This window comes from Rhizobium rhododendri (assembly GCF_007000325.2).
Classification (GTDB): Bacteria; Pseudomonadota; Alphaproteobacteria; order Rhizobiales; family Rhizobiaceae; genus Rhizobium; species Rhizobium rhododendri.
The window spans coordinates 3516559-3538687 of record NZ_CP117267.1 but is presented as its reverse complement, the minus strand read 5'-3'; the positions used below and the strand labels follow the sequence as shown (position 1 = coordinate 3538687).

Sequence of the window (22129 nt, the reverse complement as noted above, 5' to 3'; positions counted from 1 at the left end):
CGGGTATATCCGGGACTATCTTCTACAGGAGTTTCCCAGATGGTCTTCGTGGTTGCCTTGGCAATCGGCGTTGCCGTGTCCCTGACACGGTCCGTTGCAAGCATAGTGCTTTCGGCCGCCTTGATAGGTGTCGCCTTCGCTGCCGCGGCATTGCTGTCTCCGGCAGGAGCTTCCCTTGTTTCATTGTTGCTGGCGATTGCAGGCTTCAATTCAGCCTTTGCAGGGCAGGTTGCCCTGCTTCTCCTGCTGCAGAAGCCCCGCGTCGCCTAGGTTGGCCGACGCCATCGGAAAACCGGAATTCAGGGCTGCCTGACGCGAAAGAACTTTATGTCCGGACCCTGTTTTACCGAGAGTGGCTCCAGATAGGCAGGCACGTTACCCTTTGCTAGTTGCGCATAGAGGCCGTCAGGGCTCCGCTGCGAGAGCTTTTCGACTTGCGGATCAATTGCGCAATAGGCAAGCAGCGTCACACCGGCCTGCTGCAACAGGGCCTGCGCATCCTTCGGCGTGGCAAGGCCGATCTTCATTTCCGCCAGCATACCATCGGCGTCCCGATGGTATGGGCCCGACAGCGTACGATGCCGCGTAAAGCGCAGGATCGGTGAGCCCAGGTTGGAGGCCGCGACGACCACGCCCGGATCGAGCGCTGCGAGCGGAGCGAGGGCGTCCTTCGAGGAGCATTTGCTCTGGTCGGCTGCGACATCTGCAATGGCCGGCGTCTTCGAGAAGATATTGCCGACATTGCTATCGGCAAGGCCACCGCCGACCGCCCAGACCGCAGGTACCGAGATCAACACTCCGACCACGTAAAAGAATGCTGCGCGAATGTCCTCGGAATCGGCATTGGAAACACGCCTGAGGTCGAGGACGAAAAGCGTCAGCGGCGGAATGGCGAGCAGGTTGGCAAAGACTGCGCCGCGCACCTGCACCAGCGCAATGATCCAGTTGACCGCGAGCAGCGCCAGCAAAACAGCGTGCAGTTGCGGCCTCTCATGGCGGACAATCCTGAGGACGCAGACCGCGATTGCGAGCAGGCCGACGGCGTAGAACGCGCCAAGCGCTGTCGGTTCTGTAACGCTGAGCGTCACGATGGACTGCGCCTCGCTGACGCTGTTGAGCCAGAGTTCGACCAGCATCGGATCGAGGCCACCCAGCGGGTTACCTAGGCACTGCGGGGCAAGCAGCACTGTGGCGACTGCCACGGCAACACCGTTTGCAACCAAAACTGCAAACCGTGCCTGGCGTGGCAGGTGGCTGGCAAACAGCGCTGAGAGCAGCAGACCCACCCCGCCGACAGCAGTGATGCCGTAAAAGCCGAGCGAAAGATTGTCGCAGGTGACCATGGAATAGAAATGCGGTGGCACCGTTGCAAAGAACGCAGCGCTGATGGCGACGGTCAAGGTCAGCGCAAAGGCTGCGGCGGCCGGTGCGAAAACTTTTCCCTCCCAGGCCCAGAGCGTTGCGACCACGATGCAGGCGACGGCAACGAAAGGCGTCGTTTCGGCGCCTATGCCGATGGCGAGGGCCGAGGCCAGCGCAGCAATGGCGAAGCTCGAGGCTCGAAACCGCTCGTCGACCAGCATGGCGACGATCAGTGCGACAAGGCCAAGTTGGACGTTGTCGTGATCGATCGACCCCGGCAGGTAGCGAACGGAGGTGATGATCAAAAATGCGGTCTGGACGAGCGTGACGTGCAGGCCTGGCAGTCCGCCCAGCCGACGCCCGAGAAGCGCCATGCTGCCCATGAACGGCAACACAAGGAACAACGGCCAGACAGTGACGGCGAGCACCTCTGCCCGCTCCGGGGATACAAACAGACGGAATAAAACGATCAGGCTCGCAATCGGCAAGTCTATGAAGCGGGACCAGTGCATCAGCGTCCCACCGTCGAGGCCTAGCCGGTATTGCATCATGTCGAACCAGCCCTGGCCGCCAAGCAGGTCGCGGACTTCGACGAGGCGCATGGCATCGTCGTTGTCGGCACCGATATAATCGACGGCATTGCGGTTGAGGAACAGCAGGACGAGAATAACCACCAGACTGTAGGCCAGCATCACGAACCAGGCGCTCGACCAGAGCGACGCGGTTGCTGTTTTTCCGTCGATGCCTTCGATCGGCCGCATATCCGTCACACCAGTCATGTCGTGATCCCGTACCCTTACTTGCTGCAGAGACGAAACTACCGTTCCAGCCTCAAGAAAGCGTAAAGTTGCCGGCCATCATCCGTCAGGAAATATTGACAAATTGGTGGGATGGTCAGGGGAGACACTGGTTGCCGAGACGCTTTGTATCGGCCACCGCACCAACGACGTTATGAATGAGCGACCAAGCCGATGCTCCAGCCGTTGACCACCGATATCACCAACCCTCGCCCGGCACCCGATTTCAGCTGCAGCGGTGCAGCATGAAAAAACTGTTTTGGTTTGCCATCGCCGGCAGTATCGGCTTCGTCGTCGATGGTGGCCTGCTGATGCTGCTCCTGCATTTCACCCCGATTGGGCCTTTTGGCGCCCGTGCCATCAGCATTCCGTCGGCGATGCTGGCGACCTGGTTCTTCAACCACAGCTTTACCTTCGAAAAATCCAGCCAGTCGCTGGCCGTCGAGGGGTTTAGGTACGGCTCGGTGGGAGTTGTTTCGGCGCTGATCAATTACGGCATCTATTCCGGGCTGCTGATCACCATCCCGATCCTGCGTCCGACCTTTGCCTTGGTAATGGCCTCGGCGGCGGCGACGGCGTTCAGCTTTTTCGGCTATTCCCGCTTCGTCTTCCGCCGCTGAGTTTTATCGATGGATCAGACTGTTTCCCAGCCGTCTTTTTCGCTGGCGCGGTAGATCGCGTCGATCATCGCTTGGTTCTTCTTCGAGCTTTCCAGCGTCACCACCTCTGAAGCCCCACCGGTAGCAGCATCGGCGAAGGCCTCCGCCTCCAGCTTGTACTGGCGGCTGTCGGGGAAGCGGAAGATCTGCGACTGCCCGTGGCTGCGGTTGGCAAGCTCGACCTCTTCAGCGCCGTAGCGGTCAGCATTGAACGGCGATTTCACCTCGATGAAGCCGTCCGTGCCGTGGAAGACCATGATCTGCCGGCTGGCCATCTGCGTCGAGATGTAGAAGCTCATCTCGAAGTCGCCGAAATCGGCCTTGACGCTGGAGTACATGTCAGTGCCGAACTCGGGATCGCGCTCGGTGACCGCCTGGATGCGCTGCGGCTCCTTGCCCGTGGCAAAGCGTGTGGTGATCGACGGGTAGACGCCGATATCAGGGAGGCCGCCGCCGCCGAGTGCTGGAATGTTTCGCATGTTGCCGGCATCGCGATTAAAATAGGTGAAAGCGCCCTGCACATGCCGCAGGCGGCCGATGGCGCCCTCGGCAAGCAGTTCCCTCACCTTCTTCCAGACCGGCGTATACACCACCATGTAAGCTTCGCTCACCAGCACCTTGTTGCGATCACGGGCAGCAATCAGGCTGTCGATCTCGGCAGCCTTGAGGGCGATCGGCTTTTCGCAGAGCACGTGCTTGCCTGCATCGGCGGCCTTGATCGACCACTCGACATGCTGCGATGTCGGAAGCGGAATGTAGACGGCGTCAATCTTGTCGGAGGCGAGCATCTCCTCGTAGGAGCCGAAGGCGTGCGGAATGGAGAAGCGGTCCGCCATTTCTCGAGCGCGAGCGAGCTCGCGGCTGGCAACGGCGGTGACTACGCAGTTTTCCGCATCCTGAATGGCCGGCACCACGAGTTCGCGACCGATCTTGGCCGTCGACAGAATTCCAAAACGCAACATCGATATCTCCTCATCCTCTTTCGCCTGATCATAGGCAGCGTTGAGGTAGCGCGCAACGGCGGCGGGGCAATTCACCGACGTCCGGTTTCCTTAGCGACGTCCAGGCCCTACATAGGCAGGGCGGCTTAGCGCTGCGCCAATTTTTCAGCGTCCCACTTCATTCAGGAGAGCGGCATGCAGATGCGCCCACTCGGTAAAACAGGACTTTCAATTTCGCCAATCGTCTTCGGCGGCAATGTCTTCGGCTGGACTGCCGATGAGAAGACGTCCTTCGACATTCTCGACGCCTTCTTCGGCGCCGGCTTCAACACCATCGATACGGCCGACGTCTATTCGCGCTGGGTGCCCACCAACAAAGGTGGCGATTCTGAAGAGATCATCGGCAAGTGGCTGAAACAGGGGCATGTGGCGCGCGACAAGGCGATCATCATCACCAAGGTGGGCTCAGAAATGGGCCCCGGCAAAAAGGGCCTGAAGGAAAGCTACATCCTGAAGGCGGTGGAAGATTCGCTGAGGCGGCTGCAGACCGACTACATCGACCTCTATCTATCCCATTGGGCCGACCCGGAGACGCCGTACGAGGAAACTCTGGGTGCCTATGCCAAGCTGCGCCAGCAGGGCAAGATCCGCGCGGTCGGCTGCTCCAATCTCGACGCGGCGCAATTGCAGGCCTCGCTGGATGCTGCAGAAAAGGCCGGCGTCCAGCGCTACGACGTGCTGCAGCCGGAATACAATCTCTATGATCGCGGGAGTTTCGAAGGCCCGCTTGCCGACCTCTGCATGCGTGAAGACATTGGCGTCATCACCTATTTCAGCCTGGCGTCGGGCTTCCTCTCCGGCAAATACCGCAGCAAAGCCGACACCGAGGGCAAGGCACGCCAGGACAGGGTAGCAAAGTATCTGGACGACAAGGGACTTCGAATCCTGTCGGCGCTCGATACCGTCGCCAAGGAGACAGGGGCAACCCCCGCGGAGATTTCGCTCGCCTGGCTGCAGCAGAAAAAGGCCGTGACGGCGCCGATTGCTTCAGCGACCAGCCTTGCGCAGCTGGAGGCTTTGGTGAAGTCTGCGCAGCTGACATTGTCGCCTGAGGCGATGGCCCTGCTCGACAAGGCAGGCGCATAACGAGGACGACGAAATGACGGTGACGATCCGAGAAGCCAGGCCTGAAGACGAGGTCCGCTGGCGCGCACTCTGGGCCGACTACCTCGCTTTCTATGGCGTTGGCATCTCGGACGACATCACCGATCTCACTTGGCGCCGGGTTTTCGACCCGGCGTCGGCGATCTTCATGCGAGTGGCCGTTGTCGATGACGTGGTGATGGGCTTCGCCCTTTGCCTGACCCACGAAGGTACGTGGACCTCAGGTCTCGATTGCTACCTCGAAGACCTGTTCGTCGACGCGGAAGTGCGTGGCAGGGGCGTAGGTCAGGCACTGCTCGACGACCTCGTGGCACTTTCCAAAGCCAGCGGCTGGACGCGGCTCTACTGGCACACGGACGAGACCAACAGCACTGCGCGCAAGCTATACGACCGCTTCGTCCAGAGCGACGGCCACATACGCTATCGCATCACACTCTGATCCGCGGAAAGCCGTCATACGACCGCGAATGATCGTCCAACCAGTTGGCCATACCTTCCCGGGTCAGGATGCCGCGCGGCTCGGCATAGCTGTTGATCGATCGCTTCGGGCGCTCATGCCAAGAAATGTTGACGGCCCAGAGCTTCGGGAAAAATTGCAAGGAGGCGTATGGCAGATGGTCTTGGATCCACCATGCCAGCTTTTGCCAGTCGCCCGGTGCCTGATAGCGATCCCACACCCAGGGGACGACGACGCAGGCCGTCGCGCCCATATAGCCATTGGAATCCCTGAGGTCCCAGACATGGCCGGCGGCGTCATTGCGAGCGCAGTTCAGATTGTTGTCGTTTCCGAACCGGTTAAGCGCCTGCGAGCGGTAGCCTGAGCGAAGATGCAGCCTTCCGAAGGTCGCTTGCAGGGGCTCCAGCAGGTCGGCGCAAAGCCGACTGCCGGCCGCGATGGCAAGGGCGGGGTCATCAGGGATATTGGGGATGCCGTAAAGGCTGTCTATTTCGGAATACAGGAAATCGCGAAGGAAGAAGTTTTCGGACAGCCGCACCCGCCCCAGGTCTTCCAGCCCGCGCATAGATGCCGGTTTTCTCATGCCGCTCTCCTCCCCGCCAGGGTAAGCGGCATTTTCATGCCGGCCACCCGAAATGCTGCATCTCAGCCGCCGACCTTGAAGAAATCGATGAAGGCGCGCAACGCCGGACGCAGTTGCCGGCGGCTCGGGTAATAAAGGAAGGGACCGGGATAGGGCTGGCACCAGTCCTCCAGCACTCTGACCAGCCGCCCGCCGGCCACCTCGTCCTCGACGCGGATGTTGAAGAGATAGGCTAGACCGGCGCCGCTGAGCGCTGCCAGTAGCGCAAGCCTATCCTCACCGACGATGAGCGGCCCGTCGACCGCGACCACCAGAGCCTCTCCGTCCTTGTCGAACTCCCAGCGATAGATCGAGCCGTTCGAAAAGCGGCGCTTGATGCAGCGGTGTGCGACGAGGTCGCGGGGATGGACGGGGATCGGATGCTTTGCGAAATAACCGGGCGAGGCGGCGATGACTGTGCGCATCTCAGGCGAGATGCGCACAGCGATCATGTCGGCATCGAGGCTTTCCTCCATCCGGGTGCCCGCGTCATAGCCCTGGTCGACGATGTCGATGAAGCCATCCTCGTTGGCGATTTCCAGCGTGATATCGGGATAGGCATTGAGGAAATCGCCGATGCGGGGTCCAAGCAGGATGTCCGAGGCGAACCGGGGCGCGGTGATGCGCAGGTTGCCGGCGGGCCGGTCGCGCGCGTCGATGGCCGCCTCCAGCGCAATACCGATCTCGTCGAGCGCCGGGCGCAGGCGTTCCAGCAGGCGTTGCCCCTCCTCCGTCGGCGCGACGCTGCGGGTGGTGCGGGCCAGCAGGCGGACGCCGAGGCTCGCCTCCAGGCTGGATATGGCATGGCTAACAGCCGACGGCGCGATCGCCAACTCCTTGGCGGCGTCACGAAAGCTGCGATGGGCGGCCACGGAGGCAAAGACCGCCAGTTGCGAGAGCTGTGTTCTGTTCATTGATCGAAATGATAGAACAGTGCATTGCAATTTGCACCCATATTCAAAAGCTTTCCCGCGCCCTATCTCTTGGGTGTATTGCGTCGCCTGCAGGGCTGACCGTTCCCAAGGAGAGATTTCATGAAGACCCGCAAACTCGGAACAGAACTCACCGTCTCGGCCATCGGCCTCGGCTGCATGGGAATGAGCCACGCCTATGGTGGCCAGGACGAGCAGGATGCCATCCGCACCCTGCATCGCGCCGTCGAGATCGGCGTCACCTTTTTCGACACGGCCGAGGTCTATGGCCCCTTCGCCAACGAGATCCTGGTCGGCAAGGGCCTGAAGAGCGTCCGCGACAAGGTGACTATCGCCACCAAATTCGGCTTCAAGATCGATCCGGCCAAGACGGATTCGCAGGCCATGTCCGGGCTCGACAGCCGGCCGGAGCATGTGCGCGAGGTGGCGGAGGCCTCGTTGAAGCGGCTCGGCGTCGAGGTGATCGATCTGTTCTACCAGCACCGCCCCGACCCGGAAGTGCCGATCGAAGACACTGCCGGTGCCGTGGCCGATCTCATCAAAGCCGGCAAGGTCCGCGCTTTCGGCCTCTCGGAAGCGAGCGCTGAGCACATTCGCCGCGCCCATGCCGTGCAGCCGGTCTCGGCGCTACAGAGCGAGTATTCGCTCTGGACCCGCGATCCCGAAGGCGAGATCCTCGATACGTGCCGCGAACTTAACATCGGTTTCGTACCGTTCAGCCCGCTTGGACGCGGCTTCCTGACAGGCAAGATCCAAAACACCTCCGAGTTCGGGGAAGGCGACTTCCGCAAGAACCTGCCACGCTTCGAAGCCGAGAACATGGCTGCCAACTTGGCGCTCGTGAAGCTCGTGGAGGAGATGGCAGCTGAAAAGGGAGCCACTGCCGCGCAGCTGGCGCTCGCCTGGGTTCTGGCCAAGGGCGATTTCATCGTGCCCATTCCCGGCGCCCGCAAGATTACCCATCTGGAGCAGAACACTGCTGCGGCCGACGTCGTGCTGACGGCCGAAGACGTGACGAGACTGGATGACATGCTGTCGCCGGACAAGATCGCCGGGGCGCGCTATGGCAAACCTGCGGCCTGGAATGCAAAGCGCTGACGGAACCTGGCCTCCTCAAGAACGTTAAGAGAACAAACAAGGAGGCTAGCAATGATAGACGAGCACAATCCAAAGACCGATCCGGACCCTTCCTCCAACACGGAAAAGGATCCGGACGACTGGGTCACCGGCGACGAACCGATGACCGGTGCCCAGAAGTCCTATTTGAAAACGTTGACGGAACAGGCGCACGAGCCGGATGCTTTTTCCGAAGAGCTCTCCAAGGCAGAGGCGTCCAAGCGTATCGACGAGATCAAGAGCCGGATGCAAAAACAACACTGAAGCAGTTCGCTGCATACAATGGAAAAGCGCGATACAACGAGGCGACGTCAGCGAGAGCAGACGCCGCCTTTTCCATTGCGGATCCGGTCATCGGCATCGAAAATTCAGCTCCTGCAGTAACGCCAGAATGAGCGTCTTTAGTTGATGGAGCGGGGTTTGTCTGATGCACGCACGGGATCATCGCTATGCCGGCTCCGGATGCGCCGGACCGTAAGCCAGACGCCGACAATCACGAACGGCACCGAGGCACCCGTCAGCGTATCGGACGAAATATTGAGACCGATGGCGTGGATGACCTTGGCGAGATAGCCGACCAGGCCGATGACATAATAGGAAATGGCAGCTACCGACAGGCCTTCCACCGTTTGCTGCAAGCGCAGCTGCAGATGCGCCCGCTTGTCCATCGATGCCAGAATTTCGGTGTTGAACTTCTGCAGGTCGACGTCGATCCAGCTGCGCAGCAGGCCGCTGGCGCGCGCCAGTTTGCTCGAGAGGTTGGCCTGCCGCACTTCAACGGACTGGCATGTTCGCATGGCCGGCGCCAGGCGCCGCTGCAGGAAAGCACCGAGCGTCTCGTTGCCGGGCAATCCCTTCTCCGCCAGCATGGCGACACGATCAAGGACGATGTCGTAATAGGCGCGGCTGGCGCCGAATCGATAGAGGCTCAGCGCCGCATTTGCCTCCAGTTCGGCAGCAAGGCGGGTGATCTCGGCGAGCATCGCATCGGCTTCGTCACGCGCGTGCTGCTTCATGCCCTGGGTGATGGCGGTGAAGCTGTTCTCGATCTGGCGGATCTCGGGGGAAAGGGTCTGCGCAAGCGGCAAACCCATCATCGCCAGCGTGCGATAGGTCTCGATATCGAGAATACGCTGAGTGAGCATGCCACGGGCGGCATCCGTCATACCGCGGTCGAGGATCAGGAACTTGGTGAGGCCATCACCATCTTGGCGGAAGTCGGTCACGATCGTCGCCTTGCCGTCCGCCACGGTGCTCTGACAGAGACTGGTCAGGTCGAAATTCTCGATCACATCAACCGATACCTCTGTGGCAGGCCGGATCTCGATGCGGACACCGGAGATGAACGGACCGGGCGCTACAAAGCGGGATCCAAAGGGATTGATCGGGATATCGCCGCCGAATTTCGCGGGAGCCGGGGTGTCCCAGAAATAGGTCGAGAATTCCGTATGACGCTCCCAGCGCAACGTGCCGCCACCCCAGGTCATCGTATGATGGCTGGAATCGGCAGCCGGAGCCGGAACACCCTGCCCTAGCGACAGATCCGTGAGGATTGCGTGGTCGGCAGTGAAATTTGCTTCCGTCAGGAAGGCAATCTGGAAGACGACGCGCGGAAGTGCGAGCAGCGTATAGGGCCTCGAATGGATCTCACCGATCGCCTTTGCGCGAATCTCGGCACTGGGGAAGGAAAAACTGCGCTTCGACACTTCGCTGCCCTCGAGCGGCCGTGATGGCCAGCACCATTCCTCGCTATGCGCAAATGCGCTCATGGACAAGGGGTCGAGGTTTGGTGCATCGCAAAAATATGATGCAATGCACCAAACGTGCCCTCACCCGCCGTCAGAACGTGCTGGCGGGTGAGGCGCTTGCGGGTTGACTGTATCAGCCGCGCAAGACGCCACCGGTCGTCTTGGTGACGTTGGCGACGATCTTCTGGGTCAGCGCGTCGAAATCCTGATCGGTCAACGTGCGCTCAGCCGGCTGAATCTGCACTTCGATGGCAACGGATTTCTTGCCATCGCCGAGCGAAGCCCCTTCGAACACGTCGAAGACGTTGACCGACGTTACCAGCTTGCGATCTGCGCCGGATGCCGCCCGGATGATCGCTCCAGCTTCCACCGTCTTGTCGACGACAAATGCGAAGTCACGCTTGACCACCTGCAAGGGCGAAAGCTCGAGCGCCGGCTTGGTCCGCGTTGGCTTGCGCTTCGGCTCGGGCATGACGTCGAGGAACACCTCGAAGCCACAGAGAGCGCCAGACACATCGAGTGCCTCCAGCGTCTTCGGATGGAACTCGCCGAAATAGCCGAGCACGACCTTTGGGCCCATCTTGATGGTACCTGAGCGACCCGGGTGATACCAATCCGGCCCGCCATGCTCGATCTGGATATTGCCCATCGGCAGCCCGCAAGCCTCGATGACGGCCAGGGCATCGGCCTTGGCATCGAACACATCGACCGGCTTGCCACCGCCCTTGGTGGCGTTGGACCAGAGGCGACCGGCGCCTGAAAGCGTCGCCGTGCCCCGGCGAATGCCGCCGGCGACACGCCGCTGGCCTTCCGGCCGGTCGTTCTCGTAGGTGCCGGAAACTTCGAACAGCGCGACGTCGCCGTAGCCCTTGTCGGCATTTCTCTGGGCAGCGCTCAGCAGGCCCGGCAGCAGCGACGGGCGCATATCGGACATATCGGCGGCGATAGGGTTCGCGAGCCTGAGGGTATCGGATCCGCCGCCGAACAGCTTAGCCTGGTCCGTCGAGATGAACGACCACATGACCGCTTCCAGCATGCCGCGCGAGGCCAGCGCACGCTTAGCGGTGCGGGTGCGAATCTGCAGCGTCGTCAGGATCTTGCCGTTGACGGCGGCATGGCTTTCGAGAGGCGTCGGCTTGATATTATCGACGCCGTGGATACGCATGACCTCTTCGACGAGATCAGCCTTGCCATCGACATCCGGGCGCCAGGAGGGGACGGCAACCGAGACGCGCTCGCCGGAGCCCGAGACCTTGAAGCCAAGGCGCGTCAGGATTTCGGTGCTCTCGGTGGTGGAGACCTCAAGCCCGGTCAGCCTCTTGATTTCGGCGAAGGGGAACTCGACGATCTTGGGCTCGTAGGGCGTGTAGCCGACGACATTGGCCTTGGCAGCAGTGCCGCCGCAGATCTCCAGCACCAGTTCCGTGGTGCGCTCGAGACCCGGCAGCATGTATTCGGGATCGACGCCGCGCTCGAAACGATAACGGGCATCGGTGATGATGCCGAGGCCGCGGCCGGACTTGGCGATGTTCATGGCATCCCACAGTGCGGATTCGATCAGCACGTCGGTGGTGTTCTCGTCGCAGCCCGAGTGCTCGCCGCCCATGATGCCACCGATGGACTCGATACCGTTGTCGTCAGCGATGACGACATTGTTGCCGGAAAGCTTGTATTCTCGGGTATCCAGCGCGAGGACGGATTCTCCGTCGCGGGCACGGCGCACGGTCAGGTCGCCCTTGACCTTGGCAGCGTCGAAAACGTGCATGGGACGGCCTTGGTCAAAGGTCATGTAATTGGTGATATCGACCAGCGCGCTGATCGGCCTGAGGCCGATCGCCATCAGCCGCTGCTGCATCCAGGCCGGGCTCGGGCCGTTCTTCACGCCACGCACCAGGCGGAGCGCGAAGCCGGGGCAAAGCCTGGGGTCATCGAGATCGAGCGTCACCTTGACCGGCGTTTCGCCCTCGATGGGGAACGCAGGCGCCGCGCGGGTCTTCAGCGTGCCGAGGCCGGAAGCGGCGAGATCGCGGGCAATGCCGTAGATCGAGGTGCAATCCGGCCGGTTCGGCGTCAGGTTGACGTCGATCATGGCATCGTCAAGGCCGGCGTAAGTGGCATAGCTCGAACCGACCGGTGCATCTGCTGCCAAGTCGATAATACCGTCATGATTGTCGGAAATCTGCAGCTCCTTCTCGGAGCACATCATGCCATGGCTTTCAACACCACGGATATTGCCAACCGTCAGCGTCACATCGATGCCGGGCACATAGGTACCGGCGGGGGCGAAGGCGCCGATCATCCCAGCCCGAGCATTCGGCGCGCCACAGACGACCTGCACGGGCTTGTCCGCGCCGGTATCGACCATCAGCACCTTCAGCCGGTCGGCCTGCGGATGCTTTTCAGCCGACAGCACCTTGGCGATAACGAACGGCTTGAACGCCGCCTTGTCATCGACAGCATCGACTTCAAGCCCGATCTCGGTCAGGCGCGTACAGATCTCATCAAGCGTCGCCTCGGTGTCGAGGTGATCTTTCAGCCAGGAGAGCGTGAATTTCATTGTTGCACCCTTATAAAATCGAGCGGGTTTTCTGGCAGACCCCGAGCCACATCAAATAGTTTCGAAAGGAGTGACGCATAACCGCGTGCGTCATCGATAGCCTTGTGGGTATGCGGATGATGACCAAGCAAGTCATCGGGAAATTTGTCTGCACCCGACTGAGGCTGAGTTTTGCCAAATACACCCAAAAGATAAGTCCCGATATCCAGTGGTCCCGCGTTAAAAACGCATTGGCCCCAATAGGGGACATCCAGCAGAAAACGGTCAGCAAATGTCCTCAAATAGTGGTCGATCCAGAGACCATCGAACATGAGCGGGCGCGCAGCGAATGCGCGCTCTCCGGCAAAGCCTTCAATCCATTCCACGAACCGCACCATAACAGCCGCTGGATCTTCTGGATCAGCAGTTGCCGCCTCCCATGCCTCCGGTTGCGTCCCCCACCAGGCCATGGTCCGCTCATCCGTTCCTCGATCCACGCGGGGCATCAGAACCGCCTCGAACTCACCGCACGCGACCCCATCAGAACGCAACGCAACTGTCGCGAAACTCAACATCGAATGACGCAAAGGATCCGGACCGTTCGTCTCGACGTCCGTGACGAAGTAATAGGTGGGCCGTTGTTCCGTCACTCAGGCCACCTTCTGCGGAGCCTTCGCCCCCGGTGCCTTGACGCCACGGAACATGCTCTGGACAGAGATGCCCTCGTCCACTTCCGGCCACCAGACGCCCTCATACATCAACTCGATATCGTTGAGCGCGGATTGATCGAGATCAAGAAGAAACGGATACCACCAGAGCGGAGCCGAAATGGTACGGCCGTCTGCCAACGTTACATGGACCTCATCCGCAGAGCACCAGGCTTTGATGGGGCGCATATCCTCGGTTTCAAACTCCAAAGAAGTCATTCGACGCACGCCTCGATCCATTGATCCCTGTGTTCTGCAATCGCCGCAAGAAGGCGGTCAACATCCCGCTCATTGTAACCAACATTCCGCGCAACCGCCACGCTTTCCAGCCAGACCTTCAACGACTTCCCCTACTTCACGACGTGAGTATGGGGAGGTTCGCCCATATCCAGCGCATAGAACCGGAACTCGTATCCATGCCAGACCAGCAGGGTTGGCATTTAAACGCTCAAGCCCCCAAACAGCGTCGGCATGTCGAGGGGGCGGAAGCCGTAGTGGGAGATCCAGCGGACGTCGGCGTTGAAGAAATCGCGCAGGTCCGGCATGCCGTATTTCAGCATGGCGATACGGTCGAGGCCCATACCCCAGGCAAAGCCCTGATATTCGTCCGGATCGAGCCCACCGTGGCGCAGCACGTTCGGATGGACCATGCCGCAGCCCAAAATCTCCATCCAGTCGGTGCCTTCGCCGAACTTGACGCTCGGGCCGGAGCGGTCGCACTGGATGTCGACCTCGAAGGACGGCTCGGTGAAGGGAAAGAAGGACGGGCGGAAGCGCATGGTGACGCTGTCGACCTCGAAGAAGGCCTTGCAGAACTCTTCCAGAACCCAGCGCATGTTGCCGACATTCGCCTTTTTGTCGACCACCAGGCCTTCGACCTGATGGAACATCGGCGAATGGGTGGCATCCGAGTCCTGGCGGTAGGTCTTGCCGGGAATGATGATGCGGATCGGCGGCTTCTGGGCTTCCATGGTGCGGATCTGCACCGGCGAGGTGTGGGTGCGCAGCACCTTCCGCTCGCCGTTCTCGTCCGGCTGGAAGAAGAACGTGTCATGCATTTCGCGGGCCGGGTGGCCTTCCGGGAAATTCAGCGCCGTGAAATTGTAGTGATCGGTCTCTACGTCGGGACCTTCGGCAATCGAGAAGCCCATGTCGCCGAAGATGGCCGTGATCTCGTCGACGATCTGGCTGATTGGATGGATTCGACCGCGCTCGGCCGGCGAGGAGCGCACCGGCAGGCTGACATCGACTGTCTCCGCCTTGAGCTTCTCCGTGATCGCGGCGTCCTTCAGCTCTGCCTTGCGGCTGACGATGGCCTCGGTCACAACGGTTTTCAACGCATTGATGGCGGCACCGCGCGTCTGGCGTTCCTCCGGCGACATTCCGCCCAGCGTCTTCAGCAGTTCCGAGACCGAGCCCTTCTTGCCGAGCGCTGAAAGCCGGACGGCTTCGATGGCCGCCTCGTCGGATGCGGCATGGACGTCGGAAAGCAGCTGCTGTTGCAATGTATCGAGTTCGGTCATGGTGTCCTGCCTTGCGGGCGTTCTTCGTGGGTCGTGCTGGAGCGACTATCGGACGGCACCGTCGCCAGATAGCTCGTGGCGACAATGAAGCGCCGCAGATCACTACCCATGCGGACGCGGCCAATCAACCGGGCAAAGGACAAAAAATGCCCGAGGAAGCCCGTCATGCGTCGCAATTCGGCAATCGCTGCCGCTGGCGCCCGCGCCGACCACGCGTTGTAGGCAGCGTCGAAGGTGTCGGTACCGCGCCGGGCCGTGCTGGCGATCTGCAGAAACAGCAGCCATATGTCGCGCGCCTGGGCAACCGGCAGCGGCATGACGCTTTGCGGCTCCTCCTCGAAATCCATGAAACCGAGCCTGTCGCCGGCAAAGAACATGTCGCGCGGGTAAGGCCTTCCATGGCAGAGACCGGCGGCATGGAGACGCCCAAGTTCCTCGGCGCAGGCAACCAGCAGCCCGTCGCGGACCGTATCGTCGTCCGACTTGCGCAGGCGCGCCTGCACCGTCTCGCCGACATGGGTCAGCACGATGGCGCTTCTGGAGGCATAGAGGATCTGGGGAGCGGCGATGCCGCTGGCAGCAAACAACCGGATGCGCCGCTGTTCGCGCTCTGCCATCTCTCGTGGTGTCAGATAGGGTGAGGGCCTGAGGTAATCGACGGGGATCAATCGTGAAACAAAAGCCTGCAGGTGACGCCACCATGTCGGCTTCTCCGTGCCGTAGCGCTTGATCCAGACAGTCCGCTGAGACAGGACGACCCGCTGAACGCGCTTCTTGCCAGAAACCAGCACCGCAAGCAGCGTCTCGATGTCGCTGGCGGTCAGATCCGGTAGAGAACGCAGGTAATCTTGCTGGTCTTCCACTTTGCGATCCTGTCTTGCGGGCCTGGCGCGCCGCTCAGAGACTGGGTTGATGAAAAAACGGGGTGACGAAAACGCGAAACCCGCGCCAGCTTGCCGGCGCGGGTTTCAAACCTGGAACACAAAGGGTTCGTCGCGCCGTTACTTAACGACCGCTTCGAATTCGTTCTTCGTGCCGGCATCCTTCAGATAGTCCAGCGCCTTCTTCGAGGCAGCAACCAGGGCGCCGAATGCTTCGACTTCATGGATCGCCATGTCAGACAGAACCTTGCGGTCGACTTCGATGCCAGCCTTGGTGAGGCCGTCGATGAAGCGGCCGTAGGTCAGGCCGTGCTCGCGGACGGCAGCGTTGATACGCTGGATCCAGAGGGCGCGGAAATTGCGCTTGTTTACCTTGCGGTCGCGGTAAGCGTACTGCTTGGAACGATCGACCGCTGCCTTGGCGGCGCGGATGGTGTTCTTGCGGCGGCCGTAGAAACCCTTGGCCTGCTTCAGAACCTTCTTATGCTTGGCGTGCGAGGTGACGCCTCTTTTGACACGTGCCATGTCATGATCTCCTTAATAATAGCGGGCGAAGGGTCTTAGCGACCGTTCGGCAAGTAATTCTTGATGACCTTGCGACCATCTGGCTCGGAAAGAACCATGGTGCCGCGTGCATCGCGAATGAACTTGTTGCTACGCTTGATCATGCCGTGGCGCTTGCCAGCAGCGGCGGCCTTCACTTTGCCGGTTGCGGTGATCTTGAACCGCTTCTTGGCAGAGGACTTCGTCTTCATCTTGGGCATTTTGCTACTCCTTCTATGCCCCCGGTCGCGCTCTTTTTGAAAAAGGCGCCTCTCGCAGGTCCGGCATGCCGGGCTTGCACAAAGTGCGGGTGGCTTGGTTGTTGAACTGCAGGTGCGGTGACGAACCGTTCTGCAAGCATTCTGAACTGCCACGGCATGCCCTGCCGGTCAGTTCGGACGGGGTCCTATAACCGCAGTCCCGCCAAAGTGCAACGGGGCCGCAGCTGAATCTTTCGAACGCAGCCCTGACAAAAGAAAAAGCCGCCCGGACGGACGGCTTCGACTTCCAGTGTGACGGTCCGCACCTTACTTCGGCGCGAGCACCATCATCATCTGGCGACCTTCGAGCTTCGGTTCGGCTTCGACCTTGGCAAACTCGATCGTGTCGACCTTGACCTGCTGCAACAGCTTCATGCCGAGTTCCTGGTGGGCCATTTCGCGGCCGCGGAACTTCAGGGTCACCTTGACCTTGTCGCCTTCATCGAAAAAGCGGCTCATGGCCTTCATCTTCACCTCGTAGTCATGGGTGTCGATGTTCGGACGCATCTTGATTTCTTTGATTTCGACGATCTTCTGCTTCTTGCGCGCTTCGGCCGCCTTCTTCTGGTTGGCGTATTTCAGCTTGCCGAGATCGAGAATCTTGCAGACGGGCGGCTCTGCGTTAGGGGAAATTTCCACTAGGTCGAGACCTGAGTCTTCCGCCATCTTCATTGCTTCGTCTGTGGGGACTATGCCCAGGTTTGCGCCGTCCGCTCCGATGAGCTGGACTTTCGGGATGCGAATTTCCCGGTTTGAACGCGGCCCGTCCTTAACGGGAGCGTCGGTTTTAAAAGGTCTGCGAATGGTCGTATTCTCCACGAATTGTTTAAAGTGTTTGCGGCCCCAAGCTCCCGTCGGCGCAGTTGGCGGCAATGTGCTCAAAGCGGCAGCGATGTCAATAGCACAGTGTATGGCAGAAATCACCTCCTGTCAGCCCGGAAGCGAATCTGTTTTAAAAGCGGCCAAACAGGAGCTCAGCCTATGTCCGAAACCGCAAATGCCCTTCCGCTCGAGACAATCACTGTCGGCAGCGGCGATGGTGCCCGTCCGATTGCCATGCGACTTCGCGAGACCTCGAACCCCGAAAAGCAAGCGACAATTCTCTGGCTGTCCGGCTATCGCTCCGACATGGGGGGCTCCAAGGCAGTCGAGGTCGATGCGCTGGCCGAGCGGCTGGGTCTTGGATGCATCCGGTTCGACTATTCCGGTCACGGCGTCTCGGGCGGCGAATTTCGCGATGGCACGATCTCGCGTTGGCTGGAGGAAACGCTGGCGGTTGTCGATCACGCCAATCCGCAACGCCTCGTGATCGTCGGCTCGTCTATGGGCGGCTGGATCGCGCTACGGCTGATCCAGGAGTTGCGCGCCCGGAAGAGCGCGCCAGATATCAAGGGCCTGGTGCTGATCGCCCCGGCACCGGACTTTACGATCGACCTGATCGAACCAAACCTGAAAGATGTCGAGCGCCAGGCTTTGGCGGAGAAAGGTTTTTTCGAGGAGCCGTCTGCCTACAGCCCTATCCCCAATATCTATACGCGGAAGCTGATCGAGGACGGCCGGGCGAACCAGGTGCTGTCAGGCATGATCGAGACTGGCTGCCCGGTCCACATCTTGCAGGGCATGCAGGACAAGGACGTACCCCACGCCCACGCGATGAAACTGGTGGAGCATCTGCCGGCCGACGATGTGGTGCTGACGCTCATCCGCGATGGCGACCATCGCCTCTCCCGCCCACAGGATCTGGAGAGGATGCTCGGTGTGATCGCGGCGTTCGCAACGGTTTAGAGGTCCTTGGCGGCCTTAAACCAACATCGATTTCTGTTGCATTTTAACCATGTTGCACGGTTCACCCTGTTAACGTTTAAGTAACGATTGACCATGCGGCCTCGCGTCCATTAACAATTTGTTAAGAATTAGGGACGGTACGAGGTTGCTGGCGTGGATTTCAAGGGCATCTTTCTAGCCTTAGTGGCGATATTTGCCATGTCGACATCGGCTATGCCGGCGTCCCAGAGTGGGCCTTCGATGGTTGTCGGCGGCACCACCTCGCAGCCAATCGGCCATTATGATTTCTGTCAGCGCTACCGCAGCGAATGCGGCCCCAATTCGGATCTGATGCCCGTCAAGATGACCGATGCAAACTGGGCAACGGTCAAGCAGGTCAATTTGCAGGTTAACACCACCATCATCCCGGCCACGGACATGGAAGTCTATGGCAAGGAAGAATACTGGGCCTATCCGGTCACCGCTGGCGATTGTGAAGACTTTGCACTGCTGAAGCGCCGTATCCTGATCCAGCGCGGCTTTTCTCCGTCCAACCTTCTCATGACCGTCGTCCGCAAGCCGGATGGCGAAGGTCACGCCATTCTGACGCTGCGCACCGCCCAGGGCGATTACGAGCTCGACAACCTCACCGATGAAGTGAAGATCTGGTACCAGACGCCTTATTCCTACATCAAACGCCAGGCGAGCTATAATGCAGGCCGCTGGGTGACGATCGAGAATGGCCGTGACGTACTGGTCGGCGCCTTGAAGTAAGGCGGGACTGCATCCGGAAGCCTGCGGATGCAGCGGCTCGACCGGAGCCGGGCAAGATATTTCGTCGCCATGACCCGTTTGTTCATACCGCCTCACAAACGCATCGAAGCATTCCGTGCACGCGGATGGAACTTCGGCGGGTCAGCTGCATTAGAACGTTCAGAAATACAAATTGCCTCGGCTGCGAATTGAAAACCTGTTTTCATTCCCGGATCCGAGTGTGGGGAGAAATAAATGAAAATCAGATCATTGCTGTTAACGGCCGTTATGGGTCTCGCGACCCTCACTCTTGCCGGTTGCGTGGAAGGCGGAGGCTACAGCGGCGCCTACGTCACCACCTATGACGCGCCTTATTACGGTGGAGGCTATTATGGTGGCTACCGTGACGGAGGCTACTATCGCGGTTACCCGGGCTACCGTCGCGACGGCGGATATCACAGGCGAGATTATGCGGATCGTCGCCGGGATAACGACAGGCCCCGCGGTCCAGGACGCGGTGACGGCAGGCCCGACGGCCCAAGAAGAGACTACAACCGCGACCGCCCCGACAACAACCAGATCATCGTGCCTAATCCAGACTCGCCGCGCGGCCCCATGTTCAGCCGCGGAGGAAACTGAGCCCGGCGCCCGCCGTCAGGTGATTTCCGAATACAAACATGGGACCGAAGCCGGATGGCTTCGGTCCCATTTTCATTGCTGGTTCAGGTAAGATCTGTCGGAGCGAAATATCGTCAGACATTGCCGATCAGAATACCTGCCGCCAGGACGAGACCGCCACCGAGGACGACCTGGAAAGCGGCACGCAGGAATGGCGTTTCCATGAACTTGTTCTGGATAAAGGCAATCGCCCAGAGCTCGAAGAAGACAACGACGCCAGCGGTGATAGTGGCCGTCCAGAAATCCGGGATAAGGTAGGGCAAGGCATGTCCGAGGCCACCGAGTGCCGTCATGATGCCGCAGGCCAGACCGCGCTTGATCGGCGAGCCACGACCAGAAATCTTGCCATCGTCATGGGCAGCCTCTGTGAAGCCCATCGAAATGCCGGCACCGACGGACGCTGAAAGGCCGACCAGGAATGTCTGCCAGGTGTCCTGGGTGGCGAACGCTGCGGCGAAGATCGGCGCCAGCGTCGAGACCGAGCCGTCCATGAGGCCTGCCAGGCCCGGCTGCACATAAGTGAGCACCATCTGCCGACGGGCATCGGCATTTTCGTTCTTCTTGACGTCCTCCGGCGTATGCTTCTCGCTCAGCATTGCGGCGACGTCTTCGTGGCCCTGCTCGGCCATGGCGAGATCGTCGAGCAGCTGACGCGTCCCGGCATCGGAGGTCTGCTTGGCCGCCTGGAGATAGAAGCGATATGCCTGGCCCTCCATCGTCTCGGCCTCCTGGCGCATGGCTTCCAGAGACAGCGTGTTGCGCAGCCAATCCGGCTTGCGCTCGTAGAAGCCCTGTACATGCTCGCGGCGAATAAGCGGAATGCGCTCGCCGAACCGCTTGCGATGCATCTCGATCAGCATCTTGCGGTGCGTGCTTTCGACTTCGGCCATGTCCTCGAAGACCTTGGCAGACGCGGGATACTTCGGCCTCAGGGTGTCGGCATAGGCGAGGTAGATGCGGGAATCGTCCTCTTCTGCCGCGATTGCCACGGCAAGGACTTCCTGCTCCGTCAGGGACTTGAACGGGCGCTTGGACGATCGGAACAGGCGGGTCAGCATGGGTGTCTCCACTTTAGAATTAATCTAAATCTAAAGTGCGATATGGCACGGGTCAAGATCTTGGCAAGGGCAATCGTGCAATTTGAGCAAAGCTGCCGGGCATGGCCTTCTGTATCCTCTGCAACGCGGCTATACCGGCTGTTCTTACGCGGCCTCCATGGCTGCAGGAGCGGCTGCGGCAGGAGCGAAACCGAATGACCAACGAGTTGCAGGGCCGCGCCGCCCAGATCGCCGCGATGCGCGAGCGTGCCGAGGCGGACATGCTTCGCATCGGCATCGATGCCGCATTCATAGACAAGTTGGTCGAAGAGTTTTACCAACGGATCCAGGTGAACTCGCGACTTGGGCCTGTCTTCGAGGCGCGGCTTTCCGGTCGCTGGCCGGAGCATATGGAAAAGATGAAGCGCTTCTGGTCGTCGATCGCCTTGAAGACCGGCGCCTATGGCGGCAAGCCCGTGCAGGCGCATGCATCGGTGGAGGGGCTGGTGCCGGAGATGTTTCCGGAATGGCTGGGGCTATTTGCTGCGACGCTCGAGGATATCGCGCCGACGCCAGAGGCCCGTGACTGGTTCATGACAACGGCCGAGCGGATCGCCAAGAGCATGTTCCTGGCGCTTTTCTACAGTTCGGCCAACGACGCCCCGGCCGGTCCTCCTCCAGCCTAGGGCGCGAGAGTGGCGCCTACGCTGGCTGCGACGACAAAGGCCGTGCCTAGCATCTGCAGCAGTGTCATCGGCTGAGACAGCACCAGGAAGCCTGCGAGCGCGCCGAGCGCTGGCTCCAGGCTCATCAGGATGCCGAAGGAGGCTGTCGGCATGCGCCGCAGCGCCACCATTTCCAACGCGTAGGGCAACAGCGGCACGAGGATGGCGAGGCCGAGCATTTCGCCCAGACCTTCCCAGGAGAGAGCCCCGATCGAGGCCGGCAGGCCGAAGGGCGTGGCCAGCAGGGCCGCCACCATGAGCGACATTGCCAGACCCTCGAAACCCTTGAAGGCGGCACCGACTTTCTTTGTGAGGATAATGTAGATCGCCCATCCGACGGCCGAGGCGAGCGCGAACATGACGCCCGGCAGGTTGCCCACCCAGCCCTGTCCGTCGCGCGCCAGAAACAACACGCCGATGCCCGCCACCAGCGGCCAGGCCAGCCGCCAGCCGATGCCATAACCGAAAGCTGCCACGGAAAGCGGCCCCAGGAAGTCGATCGCCACGAGCAGCCCGAGCGGGATGCGCTGGACTGCCGCAAAGAACGACATCGTCATACAGGCCGTTACCGTGCCCAGCAACAAGGCGCCCAACCATTGCCGGCGGCTGTAGCGAGAGATCGGAGGGCGGACGATGGCGACAAGAATAAGGGCTGCGAAGCCAAGCCGCAGCCAGCTGGCGCCGGCTGCCCCATAGAGCCCGATGGCCGGCGACGAAAAAGCCGCGCCGAACTGGATCGACGTCATCGACAGCAGGCACATCAGCGCGCCTGCGGCCATGCCGCCCTGCGGCGCCTTGTCCGGTACGGGCATCAACGGCGCACCGCCATCGCTTCCCATCGTCGCTGCGTTCTGATCCATGCCACTCCCCCTTTGCCACCGCTCCTAGCGGGCGGCGGGCATGGCGGCAAACGCCAAATTGTCA

The 22129-nt window shown here is 60.7% G+C and carries 26 protein-coding genes; 10 read left to right on the top strand and 16 right to left on the bottom strand.

Annotated elements, in window-relative coordinates; translation table 11 throughout:
* Positions 1-39: 39 nt before the first annotated feature.
* Positions 40-270, top strand: a complete 231-nt coding sequence (locus PR018_RS17095; RefSeq protein ID WP_111216129.1) for a hypothetical protein — start codon at positions 40-42, stop codon at positions 268-270.
* Positions 271-299: 29 nt separating this feature from the next.
* Here the strand turns inward: PR018_RS17095 and PR018_RS17090 are convergent, their stop codons facing one another.
* Positions 300-2141 (bottom strand): hypothetical protein, encoded by a 1842-nt coding sequence (locus PR018_RS17090; protein ID WP_142823650.1) that lies wholly within the window; start codon positions 2139-2141, stop codon positions 300-302.
* Between the two features lie 263 nt (positions 2142-2404).
* Here PR018_RS17090 and PR018_RS17085 point away from each other — a divergent pair, with 263 nt between their 5' ends.
* Complete coding sequence (locus PR018_RS17085) at positions 2405-2779, top strand: GtrA family protein (protein ID WP_142823649.1); 375 nt, start codon at positions 2405-2407, stop codon at positions 2777-2779.
* Between the two features lie 14 nt (positions 2780-2793).
* Here the strand turns inward: PR018_RS17085 and PR018_RS17080 are convergent, their stop codons facing one another.
* Positions 2794-3780, bottom strand: a complete 987-nt coding sequence (locus PR018_RS17080; RefSeq protein WP_142823648.1) for a Gfo/Idh/MocA family protein — start codon at positions 3778-3780, stop codon at positions 2794-2796.
* A 174-nt stretch (positions 3781-3954) separates the two neighbouring features.
* On the opposite strand from PR018_RS17080, the gene PR018_RS17075 reads away from it, so the two are divergent.
* The gene (locus tag PR018_RS17075) at positions 3955-4905 is read left to right on the top strand and encodes an aldo/keto reductase (RefSeq protein ID WP_142823647.1); all 951 of its coding nucleotides are present in this window, start codon (positions 3955-3957) and stop codon (positions 4903-4905) included.
* 13 nt (positions 4906-4918) lie between these two features.
* Positions 4919-5362, top strand: a complete 444-nt coding sequence (locus PR018_RS17070) for a GNAT family N-acetyltransferase (RefSeq protein ID WP_142823646.1) — start codon at positions 4919-4921, stop codon at positions 5360-5362.
* On the opposite strand, the gene PR018_RS17065 is transcribed toward PR018_RS17070, so the two are convergent.
* Positions 5352-5963, bottom strand: coding sequence for a hypothetical protein (locus PR018_RS17065; RefSeq protein WP_142823645.1), 612 nt, complete (start codon positions 5961-5963; stop codon positions 5352-5354). The two genes, PR018_RS17070 and PR018_RS17065, sit on opposite strands and share 11 nt — an antisense overlap.
* Before the next feature lie 62 nt (positions 5964-6025).
* Positions 6026-6916: a LysR family transcriptional regulator gene (locus PR018_RS17060; RefSeq protein WP_142829080.1), complete on the bottom strand. Its 891-nt coding sequence runs from the start codon at positions 6914-6916 to the stop codon at positions 6026-6028.
* 120 nt (positions 6917-7036) lie between these two features.
* Here PR018_RS17060 and PR018_RS17055 point away from each other — a divergent pair, with 120 nt between their 5' ends.
* Both PR018_RS17055 and PR018_RS17050 read left to right on the top strand, forming a co-directional pair.
* The gene (locus tag PR018_RS17055) at positions 7037-8032 is read left to right on the top strand and encodes an aldo/keto reductase (protein WP_142823643.1); all 996 of its coding nucleotides are present in this window, start codon (positions 7037-7039) and stop codon (positions 8030-8032) included.
* Between the two features lie 51 nt (positions 8033-8083).
* Positions 8084-8314 (top strand): DUF3072 domain-containing protein, encoded by a 231-nt coding sequence (locus PR018_RS17050; protein WP_142823642.1) that lies wholly within the window; start codon positions 8084-8086, stop codon positions 8312-8314.
* 137 nt (positions 8315-8451) lie between these two features.
* Here PR018_RS17050 and PR018_RS17045 read toward each other — a convergent pair whose 3' ends face one another.
* The 10 genes from PR018_RS17045 to infC all read right to left on the bottom strand — a co-directional run bounded on the left by PR018_RS17045 (position 8452) and on the right by infC (position 17052).
* Positions 8452-9756 (bottom strand): DUF3422 family protein, encoded by a 1305-nt coding sequence (locus PR018_RS17045; RefSeq protein WP_142824422.1) that lies wholly within the window; start codon positions 9754-9756, stop codon positions 8452-8454.
* Between the two features lie 175 nt (positions 9757-9931).
* Positions 9932-12355, bottom strand: coding sequence for a phenylalanine--tRNA ligase subunit beta (pheT, locus tag PR018_RS17040; protein ID WP_142823641.1), 2424 nt, complete (start codon positions 12353-12355; stop codon positions 9932-9934).
* Complete coding sequence (locus PR018_RS17035; RefSeq protein ID WP_142823640.1) at positions 12352-12984, bottom strand: 3'-5' exoribonuclease; 633 nt, start codon at positions 12982-12984, stop codon at positions 12352-12354. The genes pheT and PR018_RS17035 overlap by 4 nt, the downstream gene beginning before the upstream one ends.
* Entirely contained in the window at positions 12985-13230 is a 246-nt protein-coding gene (locus PR018_RS17030) for a DUF2442 domain-containing protein (RefSeq protein WP_142823639.1), read from the bottom strand. It lies immediately after the preceding gene.
* Between the two features lie 26 nt (positions 13231-13256).
* Positions 13257-13382 (bottom strand): hypothetical protein, encoded by a 126-nt coding sequence (locus PR018_RS17025; RefSeq protein ID WP_257625652.1) that lies wholly within the window; start codon positions 13380-13382, stop codon positions 13257-13259.
* Between the two features lie 99 nt (positions 13383-13481).
* A complete protein-coding gene (pheS, locus tag PR018_RS17020; RefSeq protein WP_142823638.1) occupies positions 13482-14564 on the bottom strand; it encodes a phenylalanine--tRNA ligase subunit alpha in 1083 nt (360 codons plus the stop codon).
* Entirely contained in the window at positions 14561-15427 is an 867-nt protein-coding gene (locus tag PR018_RS17015; protein WP_142823637.1) for a BUD32 family EKC/KEOPS complex subunit, read from the bottom strand. Before PR018_RS17015 ends, pheS begins: the two co-directional genes overlap by 4 nt.
* A gap of 138 nt (positions 15428-15565) precedes the next feature.
* Positions 15566-15970 carry a 50S ribosomal protein L20 gene (gene rplT, locus PR018_RS17010; protein WP_111216103.1) on the bottom strand — a complete coding sequence of 135 codons (405 nt, stop codon included), beginning with the start codon at positions 15968-15970 and terminating at the stop codon, positions 15566-15568.
* A 35-nt stretch (positions 15971-16005) separates the two neighbouring features.
* Positions 16006-16209, bottom strand: a complete 204-nt coding sequence (rpmI, locus tag PR018_RS17005; protein ID WP_111216101.1) for a 50S ribosomal protein L35 — start codon at positions 16207-16209, stop codon at positions 16006-16008.
* Between the two features lie 306 nt (positions 16210-16515).
* On the bottom strand, positions 16516-17052 hold the full coding sequence (infC, locus tag PR018_RS17000) for a translation initiation factor IF-3 (protein ID WP_202617140.1): 537 nt from the start codon (positions 17050-17052) through the stop codon (positions 16516-16518).
* Positions 17053-17229: 177 nt separating this feature from the next.
* On the opposite strand from infC, the gene PR018_RS16995 reads away from it, so the two are divergent.
* The 3 genes from PR018_RS16995 to PR018_RS16985 all read left to right on the top strand — a co-directional run bounded on the left by PR018_RS16995 (position 17230) and on the right by PR018_RS16985 (position 19404).
* Positions 17230-18033 (top strand): alpha/beta hydrolase, encoded by an 804-nt coding sequence (locus PR018_RS16995; protein ID WP_142823636.1) that lies wholly within the window; start codon positions 17230-17232, stop codon positions 18031-18033.
* A 153-nt stretch (positions 18034-18186) separates the two neighbouring features.
* Positions 18187-18786 carry a transglutaminase-like cysteine peptidase gene (locus PR018_RS16990; protein ID WP_111216096.1) on the top strand — a complete coding sequence of 200 codons (600 nt, stop codon included), beginning with the start codon at positions 18187-18189 and terminating at the stop codon, positions 18784-18786.
* Positions 18787-19020: 234 nt separating this feature from the next.
* Positions 19021-19404, top strand: a complete 384-nt coding sequence (locus tag PR018_RS16985) for a hypothetical protein (RefSeq protein ID WP_202617122.1) — start codon at positions 19021-19023, stop codon at positions 19402-19404.
* Between the two features lie 113 nt (positions 19405-19517).
* Here the strand turns inward: PR018_RS16985 and mbfA are convergent, their stop codons facing one another.
* The gene (gene mbfA / locus PR018_RS16980; protein ID WP_142823635.1) at positions 19518-20501 is read right to left on the bottom strand and encodes an iron exporter MbfA; all 984 of its coding nucleotides are present in this window, start codon (positions 20499-20501) and stop codon (positions 19518-19520) included.
* 194 nt (positions 20502-20695) lie between these two features.
* On the opposite strand from mbfA, the gene PR018_RS16975 reads away from it, so the two are divergent.
* Positions 20696-21166, top strand: a complete 471-nt coding sequence (locus PR018_RS16975; RefSeq protein WP_142829078.1) for a group III truncated hemoglobin — start codon at positions 20696-20698, stop codon at positions 21164-21166.
* Here the strand turns inward: PR018_RS16975 and PR018_RS16970 are convergent.
* A complete protein-coding gene (locus PR018_RS16970) occupies positions 21163-22065 on the bottom strand; it encodes an EamA family transporter (RefSeq protein WP_142823633.1) in 903 nt (300 codons plus the stop codon). The two genes, PR018_RS16975 and PR018_RS16970, sit on opposite strands and share 4 nt — an antisense overlap.
* Positions 22066-22129: the final 64 nt, after the last annotated feature.